This is a genomic window from Nostoc sp. (genome assembly GCF_036917375.1).
In the GTDB taxonomy this organism is placed as follows: Bacteria; Cyanobacteriota; Cyanobacteriia; order Cyanobacteriales; family Nostocaceae; genus Nostoc.
In genome coordinates this window covers 23409-38584 of record NZ_JBALDN010000085.1, presented here as the reverse complement: position 1 = coordinate 38584, position 15176 = coordinate 23409, and the positions used below count along the sequence as shown (strand labels likewise).

Genomic DNA, 15176 nt, shown 5'->3' with positions numbered 1-15176 from the left:
AGCGGATTTTCTCCCAAGCAGGCAGTTTATGTGAGGATTAAATCACCGCCCTAAGCGTGACCATTTATCTTGACAATTTGTAAAAGTTACCTCAATTTGACTGTTTAGCTTAGTAGCTCTTCTTTTTATTGAAATTTCCATGTCAACTCTCGTCATCGTCGAATCTCCAACCAAAGCTCGTACCATTCGCAACTACCTGCCAGCAGGCTATCGGGTGGAGGCGTCTATGGGTCATGTGCGTGACCTACCCCAGTCGGCTAGTGAAATTCCCGCTGCCGTCAAAGGGGAATCATGGGCACAGCTAGGGGTAAATGTGGACGCCGACTTTGAACCGGTATATGTTGTCCCGAAAGACAAAAAGAAAATTGTTACCCAGCTCAAAGATGCCCTCAAGGATGTAGATGAACTGATTCTGGCAACGGACGAAGACCGGGAAGGTGAAAGCATTAGTTGGCATTTATACCAACTACTGAAGCCGAAAGTTCCGACTAAGCGGATGGTGTTTCACGAAATTACCCAAGAGGCGATCAAAAAAGCTCTGAAAAATTGCCGCAATATTGATGAGCAGTTGGTTCGCGCTCAAGAAACCCGGCGGATTTTAGATCGACTGGTGGGCTATACCCTTTCTCCTCTGCTATGGAAAAAAATCGCCTGGGGATTATCTGCTGGGCGGGTGCAATCTGTAGCTGTGCGACTTTTAGTCACTAGGGAACGCCAACGCCGCGCTTTCCATGAGGGCACGTACTGGGATTTGAAAGCTAGTTTGTCAAAGGAAAAAACCCCCTTTGCTGCCCAGTTGGTAACACTGGGAGGAACCAAAATTGCTAACGGCAGCGATTTTGACGCAACGACCGGACAAATTACCGCAGGTCGCAATGTCTTGTTGCTCAACGAAGAACAAGCGGTAGCCCTCAAGGAACGCTTAACTGGGAAAACCTGGAATGTTAACGACATCGAAGAACGCCCTGTGACGCGCAAACCCTCGCCACCGTTCACCACCTCGACACTGCAACAAGAATCTAACCGGAAACTGCGTCTCTCAGCCCGTGACACAATGCGGGTTGCCCAGAATTTGTACGAGCAAGGGTATATTACCTATATGCGGACAGATTCGGTGCATTTGTCAGATCAGGCGATCGCAGCTGCTCGCAGTTGTGTAGAAAAGCTCTACGGTCAACAATACCTCAGTCCCCAACCCCGGCAATACACCACCAAATCCAAAGGCGCACAAGAGGCGCACGAAGCAATTCGTCCAGCCGGTAGCACCTTCCGCACCCCCCAAGAAACTGGTTTGGGCGGTCGGGAACTTGCCGTTTACGATTTGATTTGGAAGCGGACTGTTGCTTGTCAAATGGCTGATTCCCGGCAAACTCAAATTACCGTGCAATTGCAAGTCGAGGATGCTGGATTCCGTTCTTCTGGCAAACGGATTGAATTTCCCGGATACTTACGTGCCTACGTTGAAGGTTCAGACGACCCAGAAGCAGCACTGGAAGACCAGGAAGTAATTTTACCGAATCTGAAAGTGGGCGATCGTCCCAATTGTACAGAGCTAGAAGCAGTTGGGCACGAAACCCAACCGCCAGCTAGGTACACCGAAGCTTCTTTAGTGAAAACCTTAGAAAGCGAAGGTATCGGTCGTCCCAGTACCTACGCCAGCATCATTGGCACGATCATCGATAAGGGTTATGCCCATTTGGTGACTAACGCTCTCATTCCCACCTTCACCGCTTTTGCCGTCACCGACTTGCTGGAAAAACATTTCCCAGACATCGTTGACCCTAGTTTTACCTCGAAGATGGAGCAAACTCTCGATGATATTGCCACAGGTGAAGCGAAATGGCTGCCCTACTTGCAGAAATTCTATCTGGGAGACAAAGGACTAGAAACGCTAGTAAAAGAGCAGGAAAGTCAGATTGATGCCACCAAAGCGAGGACTGTAGAACTTGAAAATTTAGATGCCAAAGTCCGCATTGGTAAATATGGCCCTTATATTGAAGTCGAAAATGGTGAAGGAGTTATCACCGCTTCAATTCCCAAAGACTTGACACCAGCTGACCTCGACCCCAAACAGGTAGAAGTATTGCTGCGGCAAAAAATCACAGGGCCTGACCAGGTAGGCCGCCATCCCGAAACTGGCGAACCAATTTATGTGAAAATTGGTGCTTACGGGCCTTATGTGCAATTGGGTGACAAAACCGACGAAAACCCCAAACCGAAACAAGCCTCCCTACTCAAAGGTGTCACCCCAGAAACCGTTACGCTGGAAATGGCTGTTGGTCTGTTGGCACTACCCCGGACATTAGGAGTTCATCCAGTTACTGGCGGCAAAATCCAAGCAAGTTTGGGACGCTTTGGCCCTTATGTGGTTCACGACCAGGGTAAGGAGGGGAAAGACTACCGCTCCCTGAAAGCTGCTGACAATGTATTGACAATTAGCCTAGAACGTGCGTTGGAACTGTTGTCCGAACCCAAAAAGGGGCGCAGTTCTACCAATAGCAAGTCCAAAGCGGCCTTACGCGAATTGGGTACGCATCCAGAAGATGGAGAAACAATTAACATCTACGATGGCCCCTATGGCCCTTACATCAAGCATGGTAAAACTAATGTCAGTATCCCAGAAGGTCAAACGGTAGAAGATGTAACCCTGGCGGCGGCGCTGAACTTGTTGGCAGCTAAGACATCGACTGGAAAATCGACTCGCAAAACGAGTAAATCAACGACTTCCAAATCTAAGTCAACTGCGAAATCATCAACAAGCGCTGCAAAGAAAAAGGGTACAGAAGGCTAGTGGTAAGTCAAACAATTTTGGATTTTAGATTTACGCTAGCGTAGCGTTAGCGATGGAGGAGTGTTTTTTAGATTTATTTCGCCCATAACGGGCGAGGCATGAATCTCAAAATTCTCTGAATCCAAAATCTAAAATCTAAAATTCCTACTCAATAGTCTATCTAAAGTCCGATTTTTAACTCTTGACCCTTGATATCCATCCTTGATAGGATACAGTTCATTAGGTTCAAGTGTGATACTCTAAAAAGTAAGGGAAAACACAACGCTAAATTTTAGAAGTGGCTTATGTCCCAAATGCGGGATTGTGTATCAGCCCGATTGGAAGCCAGAGGTGCGAAAGTATGTTTTTTTCTGCGTACCTGTTAATCAAAAATTGAGGTAGTATCTCAGGAGCGGTCAGTTCATGGACTATATAGAAAAGGTGCTGGAAAAGCTTAAGGAATTAGCTCGTAGGCTAATTGAAAGCCTATTAGGGCCAGAGGCTGAACCGGAACCGGAACTGATTCCGATTCCTGTGAACGATCGCTCTCGGCGTCGCCATTAACCCCACAGTGGTAAACTCGACGTTCCAACCCTTAAGTATTCTGGCACTGCATGGGCCAAACTTAAATTTGCTAGGACAGCGAGAACCAGGAATTTATGGTTCGCTGACACTAGCTGAAATTAACCGCCTGTTAGAAGAAGAAGCATTCAAGTTACAGGCGAAAGTTTTTCCTTTGCAGTCAAATCATGAAGGAATTTTAGTAGATACTATTCATGGTGCATTAGGGCAACATCAGGGAATTCTGATTAATGCAGGAGCGTACACCCACACAAGTGTGGCCTTGCGAGATGCGATCGCTGCTGTTAACTTGCCCACAGTGGAAGTACATCTAAGTAACATTTACCGCCGGGAAGAATTTCGCCATCATTCTTATATTGCCCCAGTGGCGATCGGGCAAATAAGTGGTTTTGGCGTTCAAAGTTACTTATTGGGCTTACAAGCTTTGATAGATCATTTAAGAGTTAGGAGTTAGGAGTTAGGAATTAGTAATATTTCATTAACTCCTTACTCCTTACTTTTAACTAGAGAATTTATGCGTTACTCTCCTATAAGTCGGTTTAAAGGAACTTTACTCGGAGCATTCCTGGGAGGAAGTTTAGCTCCTGGTGGTAAAGTACAGTTTGAGAATTCCCTAGATTTAGGCAGAATGGCGGTTCTGGGTATCCAGAGTTTGATCGCCTTGGGTAGATTAGATTTAGATGATTGGATAGAGCGTCAGCAAGAAGAATTTCCTCATTTAGTAGCAACTGATGACGACATCTCGATAAAAATAATTATTGCCACATTACCAGTAGCCCTCTTTTTTCACGAAAATCCAATTAAGCTCCGGCAAAACTTGCTGCGTGTGCTGAAAATCTGGGAGGACGATCCAGTAATCAGAGATGGAACGCTAGCAGTAGGATATGCGATCGCTCTTGCCCTAACTGAAAAACTCGATCCTCTAACTCTTATCCCACAAACAGTTGCTTTTATCGGAGAAACACCGACATCAATCCCAAAAAAATTATTAAGAGTCCAGAATTTATTAGAGCAAGGGACTGGATTATCAACGACGCAAGCTGAGTTTGCTAAGGAAGAAAAACTTAGTAACAGTATTGCTATGGCATTTTACTGCTTTTTGAGTACCTTAGAAGACTTCCGCCTGACAGTTTTACAGGCTACTCACGATCGCAATTCTCAACTGCAAGATGCTACGCTTCTAAATTCACAGGCTACAGGTGCAATTACTGGTGCTTTGTCGGGAGCATATAACGGGATAGGTGGAATTCCCGTAAATTGGCAAGTCTTGCTCTTGCAGAGGGATTCTCCAGTATGGGGACTAACTAGCTTTTCCCAAGTGTTAGAATTGACCGATGCATTTGTGGGGGTGTGGTCAGGAGTGTATAATCTTACCTTAAACCCAAAAGAGTTAACAGAGGAGGGATGTGAGGTGGCTTTGCTTTCAGTTTACGCAGCTCCTCGCGTTATTCGGTCGCGTTAATCTTAAATTAACCAGATAAGGGGTTAAAGCTAGGCAAACTTCCGCCACAGTTGTATTAGTCTCATATACTAGAATTTTTCAGTAAACCCTTGGACTGATTCTGTAGCTAACTATTGTGGTAAATCAGCAATAAAAAAGCCCCACCACCGAGTTGCAGACGCCGCAAATAGAACTTTCCTGATGATTGTCTTTTTTTGAATTATCAAAGTTGGCAATTGCAGGTAGAGATAATGAAAATGCATAAATTTTTGCAGTTCTTGAACCAGCAATTGACTCACTGGCGGCGACAGTACAAAACACTACGCCGTAAGGGAAAGTTAATGAGAAGTCCCAAAGGTAAAACCCATAGAAGGGAACTTCTAAGGACTATGCTCAAGAATGTATTCCTGTTTTTATCAAAAACCAATGAGAAAAGCAAACGCCGAAAACAAGAAAGAGCGCTAAGGTCAAAGGCAAAATCTGTCAACATTAAGAGTAGTATTTGTACAGTCTGTTTAGATTGGGCATATAAACAGCGTTACTCGGTGATTTTGGCGATCGCTGTAGTGTCTCTCACAGGTATCATTGGTCATAAATTATACAATCAAACTCAACTCAAAGTAGGACATCCTGCGCCCCAAACGATTACAGCGCCTTACACAGCTAGCATCGAAGATCGGAAAAAAACCGAAGCCGAGCGCAAAGCCGTCAGCACAAGCTCCTTACAGGTATTGATGCTTGATGCGCAAATCAACGAAAAAATCAACGACAATTTGCAACAACTTCTAGATGATGGCAACGAAATTCGCGCTGTTGCTGGAGCTTTTCCTTTTTTCGATCCTGTAGTTTTATCCATCTCTACCCAACGTTACCTCCGCTCTTGTTCTGAGTCGGAATGGCAAGCACTGCTATCGGCTGTAGAAAATAGTAAAAATCAGCAGCAGAAAAGAATCGGACAAACCACCTCAGCTGTACCCAATCAGAAACGGCAACCACGCATCACATCCAAATCTGATTCCCAGAATCTAGAAAAGACACAGCCAGTAGATTTTTCTCAAAACACTGATTTTACTCAAGCTGTAGCAGAACTAGAATCTTACCGCCTCACAACTCCTGAGAAAAGCTTATCTTTACTGATTGCCGAAATTTCCCAAACACGTCAAAGATATATCCAAGCCACTGCCAAACTTTTAAAGTTAGAGACTGTTACCTCCGAAGCAGTATATGAAGAATCTCTACTGTTGGATTTATCAGATGTGGAATGGGAAAAAACACAAATGGGAATCCATCAAAGTCTAGAGCGGATTCTCACCCAAGGTATTCCACAGGGACTGCCAAAAAATATTTTGCAAGATGCGGTGAGTTTACAATTACAGACCTTTGTACCAGAATCCGCCGAAACTTTGGCAAAGAATCTGTTGTTAGCTGTACTCAAGCCGAATCTGCAAAAAGATGAAGAACAAACCAGACAAAATGCTCAAAAGGCTGCGGCTGGAGTGCCACCCGTGATGGTGAAGGTACGGCATGGTGAAGCGATTGTCAAAAAAGGAGCGCAGATTACTGCATGGGACTTTGAGGTACTGGAGCATTATCACCTGATTCGTCGGGAGGTAAAGTGGCAGGAGTTGGTGAAGTTGGGAGGCGCGATCGCGATCGCTATTGGCATTTTTGTCTGGGTAGAACGCCATATCGATTACGAATTGCGACAACGCGATCGCCTGTTGGTGTTACTGCTAACTCTGAGTGTGCCAGGAGTAATCGTCATTGGATTGCCCTATACCACCTGGAGCGCCCTTGGTTTATTGTTGGGAAGCTTTTATGGCCCGACTTTGGGATTGACAGTTGTCGGCCTGCTGTGGCCGATATTAGGCATTAGCTTGGATATCAGCAAGGCTGCGCTTTTAGCTGGTGTTGGGGGAGGAATATTAGGTAGTTATATTGCCCAACGATTGCGATCGCGTGAAGAGTTGGCTTTATTAGGCGTTGCGATCGCCTTAACTCAGGGTGGCATTTACCTGCTTGTTAAAATCTTAATTGGTCAAGTATTTGGTTCAACCTGGTATATTGTCTTCCAAGAAGCGGGATTATTTGCTTTATCCGGCTTAGGCTGGAGTGTTATCGCCTTGGGTTTGAGTCCTTATCTAGAAAAAGTTTTTGATTTAGTTACCCCAATTCGTCTAGCAGAACTGGCGAACCCTAACCGCCCTTTATTAAAACGACTTGCTACTGAAACTCCGGGAACTTTTCAACATACGCTGCTTGTGGCTACTCTTGCTGAAGCTGCTGCCAAAGAATTAGGATGCAATGTTGAACTAGTCAGGGCTGGCACATTATATCATGATATTGGCAAAATGCACGACCCTCTTGGCTTTATTGAAAATCAAATGGGGGGGCCGAATAAACACGATACTGAGATTAAAGATCCTTGGAAGAGTGCAGAAATTATTAAAAAGCACGTAACTGAAGGGTTGATAATGGCGCGCAAACACCTTTTACCTACAGCGATTCAAGCTTTTATTCCAGAGCATCAGGGAACGATGCTGATTGCTTATTTCCATCATCAAGCCCAGCAAATGGCTCAGTCAGATCCAAGTTTAACTGTAGACGACGCAGATTTTCGCTACGATGGGCCAATTCCCCAGTCACGGGAAACCGGAATTGTCATGTTAGCAGATTCTTGCGAAGCGGCGCTGCGATCGCTGCAAGCATCGGCTAAATCTGTGGGAGAGAAGCGATCGGTTAAAGATGTCTCCACAGAACAAGCTTTAGCAATGCTAAATAATATCCTGCGTGCCAAGTGGCAAGACAATCAACTTGTAGATTCAGGACTAAAACGGGAAGAGATGTCACAAATTGCCCAGATATTTGTAGATGTTTGGCAGCAATTTCATCACAAACGGATTGCTTATCCGAAGTTGAAAGCTAGCAGCACTGCGCGGAATTTGTAATGCGATGTCCACCACGGGCTACGCCTACGCGTACCTGCTGATAATCTTGTTAAAAGGTTTTTTTGACTAGGAGCGTCCTGATAGCATATATGCTACCATGTTTACATGGAGATTAAAATTGTGGTTGATACCAGCGTTTTTATTAGTGCACTTATTAGCTCTAAGGGTTCCAGCAGAGAACTCATTCGACGCTGCTTGAAAGGCGAATATCAACCTTTGATGGGAAACGCTTTATTTTCTGAGTATGAGTCAGTTATTGGGCGAGAAGAAATTATCGCCAAATGCCCTTTAACGAGTGCAGAAATTTCTGCTTTACTCGCATCATTTATGAGCGTGAGTCAATGGATTTATATTTACTACTTATGGCGACCTAATTTAAAAGATGAAGCTGACAACCACCTAATTGAATTAGCGGTTGCTGGTAATGCTCAAATTATTGCCACTCACAATATTAAAGATTTTCAAAATACTGAATTGTTATTTCCTAAATTGTCAATATTAAAACCCGAAAAAATTATTAGGAGTTAAACAAAAATGGCAACTTTAACTATTCGTTTACCAGACGAAAAACACAACAGGTTAAAAGAACTTGCTCAAGCTAAAGGTATAAGTGTAAATAAACTGATTGAAGAACTTTCCACCATAGCTCTAGCAGAATTTGATGCCAATACCAGATTTAAAGCAATGGCTGCAACTGGGAACTCAGAAGAAGGTTTAAGAATACTGGCTAAACTTGATGCTTTGACAGAATAGTGACTATAACCACCAAAATGGCACTCATAAAGAACTATTTAAAATTACATCATGTAATGTAAGTCATTTTGAAGAAAAAGGATACTATTCCACAGTCAAACAAGAACTGACTAGAGCCAACAACACGCTAGGAGAAGTTCTAAAAAATCCTATTTTGGGAGTTTTTCCTAAAACTCTTACTAATAGTCTTGAATACGCTTTTCCTTCAACTACAGCTTTTTTTGCTAAAACGCCTATTGGTGATATTGCTCAAATTCATCTTCTCTACCCGGAAACAGAAAAAATCACCAAGACATTTATTTTGATGTATGCCAAAGTCGTCAATCCTGTGATGAAATTTCTGTTTAAAAACTCAGTTTTACAAGCAGCAGCCACTGTTATTGAACAGGATACAGGTGCAGTTGAAAGTTTGTATCCTCGACAAAAACCAAAAATTAGATTGCCAAATGAAGAGATTATGTTCTACGCAGAAAAACTCTACCACAATTGGTAATTTAGATTTGCAAAGTCTAACTGCCCTTTACAATTAAATTGTAGCTAATTACTGCTGGAGGTAGTCAAATATGCGGCAGCTAAAATCCGCCGAGGAAATGCCTGGTAGCTATGGCTTGCCCATATTGGGGGAGACTTTAGAAATATTTCGGGATTTAGAACTGTATCTATGGCGAAGATTCCAGCAGCATGGTTCAGTTTTTAAGACGAGCGTCATGGGATACAAACGTGCTTATCTAATTGGCCCTGATGCTAATCGGCTGGTGCTGATAGAACAAGCTGAAAATATGTCGTCGCGGATCGGTTGGTATTTCTTAGAATCAACATTTGGTAATAATATTTTATTATAAGATGGGGAAGAACATCGCCTAACTCGCCGCTTAATGTATCCAGCATTTCACGGAAAAGCGATCGCTACATACTTCGATACCATTCAAAATATTGTGCAAGGCTTCCTCAAAGATTGGGGAGAGCGAGGAACGATTTCCTTAAATTCTAGTTTCCGTCAGCTTACCCTAATGGTTGCGACTCGCCTGTTCTTGGGAAGTCAGAACAAGACCGAAGTTGAGCAAACCAGTCAGTGGTTTACACAACTGCTAGATAGCAGTATGGCGATATTGAAATGGAATGTCCCTTTTACCTTATATGGTCGCGGTCAAAATGCTAGGGGTAAGTTAGTGGCTTTCTTACGTGAAGCGATCGCCCAGCGTATCGAGCAAGGTAACTTAGAAGAATCAAAAGATGTTTTGGGATTGCTGTTAGCAGCTGTTGATGAAGACGGCAATAAATTGAGCGAAGCACAGATAATCAACGAGGCATTACTATTACTATTTGCTGGACATGAGACTACAGCTTCGTTGCTGAGTTGGGTAATATTTGAACTAGGTAATCACCCAGAATGGAGAGAGCGACTGCGTGAAGAACAATTAGCAGTTGTGGGAAATAATCCCCTTAATCTGTCCCATCTCAAACAACTTCCACAGTTAACCAACGTCCTAAAAGAAGCAGAACGGCTCTATCCGCCAGTATATGCCTATAATCGTGGTGTTCTTAAAGATATTGAGTATGGAGGTTATCGTATCCCAGCAGGTTGGTTTGTGACTATTTCGCCGATGCTGACTCACCGTTTACCAGAACTGTACACAGATCCCGATCGCTTCGACCCCGATCGCTTTGCACTACCTCGTGAAGAAGATAAGAAACATCCTTTAGCACTAATGGGTTTTGGTTATGGTTCGCACCGATGTTTAGGCATGGAATTTGCCCAAATGGAAATGAAGATTGTGCTTTCTACACTGCTTCGCCATTACGACTGGACAGTAAAACCTGATTATTCTGCGATCGCTCCAATTTATCAGCCTTCTAAAGTTAAAGATACTCTACAAGCATATATTGAGCCTTTGCTGATAAAGCATCCTTTGAAGAGTCAAACATAAATCTTTGATGAAACAAATCGATTTTCTGCATCTAGCATGAAGTCATAGGTATTTAGAAAATCAGACTGCCACTTTTCAGGTTTTTGACAAATTGCAAGTGGAAATCCTGCTAAATCAAACCATTGAATATCATCCCCAATTTCTACTGGTACTACTCTCCAATTTTTGCTTGGAGCCTTACTGAAATCTTTCAGCAAATTGACGTTAATTTGATTAGCAGGTTTGGGAGTTGGTAAATGTCGTTCAACACTGGAAAATGATTGTTCTACCCAGTTTTTTATATTAACTGCATTAAGATATTCATTTGGTTCTGATTCTCTTTCGCTAATGTAGTGATAGTAAGTTTGCGCTAGTTCTTCAGCTTGTTTACGAGTTGTTACATCTTCTACTTTAGCAAGCAAGTATGCGGCTACTGGGTCTAAAGTTCCCCATACAATAAGTTCTTTCATCCAGAAAACAATCCAAGGTAGCCCAGTTTGTGACCAGTTTTCCAATGATGATTCAACTAACTTACCACCAAAAGCTTCATCTATTGCTAATGCAATAACACTTCCTAGACCCCAGTTGAATCTATATCCAAAATTTTGACTAATATATGAATGCCAATTTGAAATTTGACTAGACTTGGGTTGTTTAATTGATCTGATAGGATCAAGCCACCAGCGTAATATTTCATTCCAAGAAGTATCACCTAAAGTTTTCTTTGATGGAATCTTCAGCTTAAATTTTGAGATTTGTACGAGTTCACCAACCAAACTTTCAATATAGTTAAAGCGTTGAGCGTATGTCCAAATGATATAATTCTTACCTTTTTGTAACTCCTCTTTAAGTCTAGGATAAATAGTTAAAAGTTCATTTCCAGCACGCGGTGGTAGACTGGTACGATACAAACGCCGACGTTGTGAATAACTACTATAAATTTCTGTTTTTAATGCTCTACCTCGCCTGATAAATAAATTTTCTAATCTTTATTTATCGGAACTCGCATAATGTGCAAAGCTTCTCCGCCAAATTTTTTGAAGTTGCTCTTCCAACTCATCAGGTCTTAAATCTTTTGTTGCTAGATGCTCAATTTCAACAATTGCAGATAGTAAAATACTATCTAGTGAATCTAGAGTTTCAATTGCTGATGATTCTGCTTCAGAAAGATTATTGTTGTAAGAAATCGGTGCAGTTTGTTCTAGCCAGGTTAAAAAAGTATCTTGTGAGCTAGAAAGAGAAATACTTTGCCATTGTTGTTCTAAATGAAGCAATAATTGAGCTAAAGGGCTTGGGGAATTTGAATTTTCATAATTGTCATTATTTTGTATTGTTAAATTATTTATCAAAGAGTTGTATTTGTTACGAGTTCTACTGGCATTATATTTTTCTTTGGGATCTTTTATTTGCTCTATAGATTCAGTACTAAGCAAAACCACTAAGCTACGCCCTTCAGTTCCAAATCCAGGACGTCCAGCCCGGCCAACCAAATTACCAAATTCACGAGAATTGATATCTATACACTTTTGATCGTTATCTGACCAACGTTGTAAGTTGGGAATTAGAACAGTTTCAAAAGGAAGATTAACACCTTCAGAAAGTGTAGAAGTTGCCACAACTAAATGTACAATTCGCTCTCTTATTAAATCGATCAGTAATCTAGCCATTAACTCAGGCATTTTTCCATGATGTATCACAATTCCCTTCTGTAATAATTGGTATTCGCAGGAATCAGCACCAAAATAGTCTTCACAAGAGCGTAAACAATTATGCCAAATTTTAACTTTTTCTGGTTCTGAAGGTGGTTGAAAGAATAAAGGCTTTGATATGCTTTCCCATTCTTTATTTAAAAGCGCAAGAAAGTCTTGAGCATATCCGTCAATTTTCTGTGTTATTGAAATCAGTACTGCTCGTTGTTGTTCTTTATCATCTGGAGATGCTAAGTGCATAGCAGTCCAGAATAGATGAGGGCGAAGACGCTTTCCAGGACTTTTATTTGTTTCTAATTTACCAGCAGGGGGATATGCTGGGAATGGACGTGGAATGAAGGGTGTGTCAGCTTGTCCTCCTTCTTGAAATCCCAATCCTCTACCATCTAGTAAGTCATAGCGTATTTCAAATTTTCTTCCTGGTAAGCATTCAAGTCGGCCTATTAATTGGCGCGTACTTCTGTAATATGTCTTTGCTGGGCTAGCGTTGGTTTGATTCTCTATCCAGCTTGCTAATGCGTTTTCTGTTTGTGATGCAACAGCAGATAGTGCAATAATTCGGCTATTATTTTGTTCTATATAAGTAAACAATCTTGCACTTAATGATTCTAAGCGTAAGGATCTACTTTCAGCTTTTTGTAAAGAATCTTTATTACCATCAAATTGAACTGCATGAGCTTCATCGATAATAAGAAGAGAAACTCTACGAATAAATAGAGTACCCAAAAATTTAATCAAAGCTTCTGCTTTTTCATAAGTGCAAATTAAAACTGTTGGCTGTTCTGATGTCAGCCATACATCTGTTGGCCCCCAGTCAGTCCCTCCATATAAACCTGTAATTATGACATTGTTATTAGTGGAACGCTTTAAAACACGAGACAGACTTGATTCAACTTCTATAGCAAGCGCTCTACTTGGCACTAAGTAAATTACTAAAGGAGCAGAGTTACTTAAGTTGTTAGAATTTGTTGTTTCAAAAAACAAGCTTTGCAAAATTGCAATTTCTGCTATCGTTGTTTTTCCTGAACCTGTAGGGGTACAGAGCGCAAATGATTCTGCTGTGGCTAGTCGTTCGATTCCACAAATTTGAGAACGCCATGCTAAAGCTTTACATTTTTGATAACTTTGACGTAAATAACGTTCTAAGAAATTTCTACCATTTGGAGTAATCATCTGAGAAAGCAATTCTAGATGATGTCGTAGAGAAGTTTGTATATATACAGACGTAACTTCAGCGCACAATTTTCCTAAAAGCCAAGAATAAGTGTCATGTCCATGAAGAAGCACCTTAGCAATATCAGAAAGCTTTTCAATAGCTTTTTCTAATCTTGGTTCATTTCCCCAGCGCATTTTTGCACATAAAATTCCTAAAGAACTAGCAGTTTCTTTAACAATCAACTTGTTAAATCTGTCAGCAGCTGTATCAGTGTCATCCCAAAGAAGACTTGTTTCAGTTTGGAAATTTGATGATGTTACAGTTGCCCAATATTCTGTCAGTCGTTGCAATAAACTAGGAAAATCAGCTTTTAGCAAAGAACGTAAAATTTCTGACTCTACTCCCTCACTTATATCTTCATTGAGTAAACCCGCAGCCCTAGCAGGATAACCAGCAAGTTCATACACAGCTGCTGCAAGTAAACGAATTGGTAAAAGATCCGGGTTTAGTTGGGGATGAGATAGCCATTCAAATAACTCACCAGCCCGTAGCATTCCATTACGCCAGTTAGTATCTCCAGTTTCTCGCTGGATAAATGCAGCCTCAATAAGGCGCATAGCATCATTTAATCTTTCACCTGCTTCATCTTCTCGCCACCCAGTTAATCCCTTTCCTCCTGCGCGAAGTCTGGTATGTTGGCTATAAAGTTTTGCAATTGCTGGTGTTAGCCTGCTACCTGCCAGACTATTTTGTAGTTCTTTCGCTAAAGCAATGACTTCGTTACTAGGTTGAGTCATCTCATTTTGCAGAACTTCCCCCTCTACTATGACATCAGAGTTGGCTTTTGCAACCTCTGAATCATCTGGTTGTTGAACTGTCTGAGTAGAAATATTTACTGAAGCTGTTGCACTTGCTGGCTGACTATAGACAGTTATAACAAGATTTTTAACTTCATGAAGATGAATTTCAACTGCTTCGAGTCTTCTTCCTGCTGTATATTGTTCGTGTGGTTTATCGGGAGATATCCAGGTTGGATTTTCGACAGGATGCTTACCACAAATATAACTAATTAAATCGCAGCGCTCATAATTTATATCAACTTTTTCTAGCCATAAAACTCTTAGAGAATCAACCCATTCAGATGAAGAAAGATCATTGTAATCCCCCAAAATCTCAATTATTTGTGGGATATCAACAGGTTTGATATGTGGCTCACTTACCTTTTTATGTGCTTCAGCTATCATTTCTGTGTAATGATTAGTTGTGCATTTAGCTTCACAAAATAGAGAAGCAATAATTACTCCTTCGCTGTTGCGTAAAAAAGCAAGACAATCATCACCTGTACGTCCAGGTCGCTTTTTTGCAATCTCTTCAGTTTGATTTAGAAATTCTAAATGCTGAAACTCAATTAGATGAAATCGAAAAAGAAAAGCAGGAACTTCCCAATTCTCCTGTCCAAAATGAGCAAAATTTTCGGCAATAATTCCTGAAAATATATCTCCAAAATAACTTTGACGAGATATAATATTAAGACGTTCAGGATAGCCATAGCTTGGATCGCTTTCTGAAAAATCCCCGAATGGAACAAGAGAATTTCCTGCTAATTTACGAAGACGATATCGAGCATCTTCATGAGCTTTTTGAACGATTAATATTAATTCATTGAGAATTATATCTCGTTGGCTTTTATCTTCTTTGAGCAGACGATGTGTATACCGCTTATCTTCAGATTCGCTAACTGAGTTAGATAACCACTTTGATATTCCGTTAAACCTAGTTATTTTTTGTCTTTTTTTCATTTAATATACTCTCTAATATTAATCAGATTTATAATATAAGCTTTTAACTCAGATAATTTTAAAGTATATGTAAAATTTAATACTAAAAAAGTGATGGCGTAGCAAAATGAT

The 15176-nt window shown here is 41.3% G+C and carries 11 protein-coding genes and 1 pseudogene; 10 read left to right on the top strand and 2 right to left on the bottom strand.

Annotated features, from left to right (window positions below):
* Window positions 1–139 precede the first annotated feature (139 nt).
* The 10 genes and pseudogenes from topA to V7K45_RS21995 all read left to right on the top strand — a co-directional run.
* On the top strand, window positions 140–2791 hold the full coding sequence (gene topA / locus V7K45_RS22040) for a type I DNA topoisomerase (protein WP_335007124.1): 2652 nt from the start codon (window positions 140–142) through the stop codon (window positions 2789–2791).
* A gap of 402 nt (window positions 2792–3193) precedes the next feature.
* Window positions 3194–3334: a hypothetical protein gene (locus tag V7K45_RS22035; protein ID WP_012410890.1), complete on the top strand. Its 141-nt coding sequence runs from the start codon at window positions 3194–3196 to the stop codon at window positions 3332–3334.
* Window positions 3335–3341: 7 nt separating this feature from the next.
* Entirely contained in the window at window positions 3342–3806 is a 465-nt protein-coding gene (gene aroQ / locus V7K45_RS22030) for a type II 3-dehydroquinate dehydratase (protein WP_335007123.1), read from the top strand.
* Window positions 3807–3866: 60 nt separating this feature from the next.
* Window positions 3867–4814, top strand: a complete 948-nt coding sequence (locus V7K45_RS22025) for an ADP-ribosylglycohydrolase family protein (RefSeq protein WP_335007122.1) — start codon at window positions 3867–3869, stop codon at window positions 4812–4814.
* Window positions 4815–5044: 230 nt separating this feature from the next.
* Complete coding sequence (locus V7K45_RS22020; RefSeq protein ID WP_335007121.1) at window positions 5045–7741, top strand: HD family phosphohydrolase; 2697 nt, start codon at window positions 5045–5047, stop codon at window positions 7739–7741.
* A gap of 105 nt (window positions 7742–7846) precedes the next feature.
* Window positions 7847–8269, top strand: coding sequence for a putative toxin-antitoxin system toxin component, PIN family (locus tag V7K45_RS22015; protein ID WP_335007120.1), 423 nt, complete (start codon window positions 7847–7849; stop codon window positions 8267–8269).
* A gap of 6 nt (window positions 8270–8275) precedes the next feature.
* Entirely contained in the window at window positions 8276–8494 is a 219-nt protein-coding gene (locus V7K45_RS22010) for a toxin-antitoxin system HicB family antitoxin (protein ID WP_334739510.1), read from the top strand.
* A gap of 154 nt (window positions 8495–8648) precedes the next feature.
* Complete coding sequence (locus V7K45_RS22005) at window positions 8649–8987, top strand: hypothetical protein (RefSeq protein ID WP_335007119.1); 339 nt, start codon at window positions 8649–8651, stop codon at window positions 8985–8987.
* 70 nt (window positions 8988–9057) lie between these two features.
* On the top strand, window positions 9058–9336 hold the full coding sequence (locus tag V7K45_RS22000; RefSeq protein WP_335007118.1) for a hypothetical protein: 279 nt from the start codon (window positions 9058–9060) through the stop codon (window positions 9334–9336).
* A gap of 12 nt (window positions 9337–9348) precedes the next feature.
* Window positions 9349–10422: pseudogene (locus V7K45_RS21995) on the top strand (cytochrome P450); the annotation flags it as partial.
* Here the strand turns inward: V7K45_RS21995 and V7K45_RS21990 are convergent.
* Together V7K45_RS21990 and V7K45_RS21985 are read right to left on the bottom strand one after the other, a co-directional pair.
* A complete protein-coding gene (locus V7K45_RS21990) occupies window positions 10413–11312 on the bottom strand; it encodes a hypothetical protein (RefSeq protein WP_335007117.1) in 900 nt (299 codons plus the stop codon). The pseudogene V7K45_RS21995 and the gene V7K45_RS21990 overlap by 10 nt on opposite strands.
* A gap of 78 nt (window positions 11313–11390) precedes the next feature.
* On the bottom strand, window positions 11391–15065 hold the full coding sequence (locus V7K45_RS21985) for a DEAD/DEAH box helicase (protein WP_335007116.1): 3675 nt from the start codon (window positions 15063–15065) through the stop codon (window positions 11391–11393).
* Window positions 15066–15176: the final 111 nt, after the last annotated feature.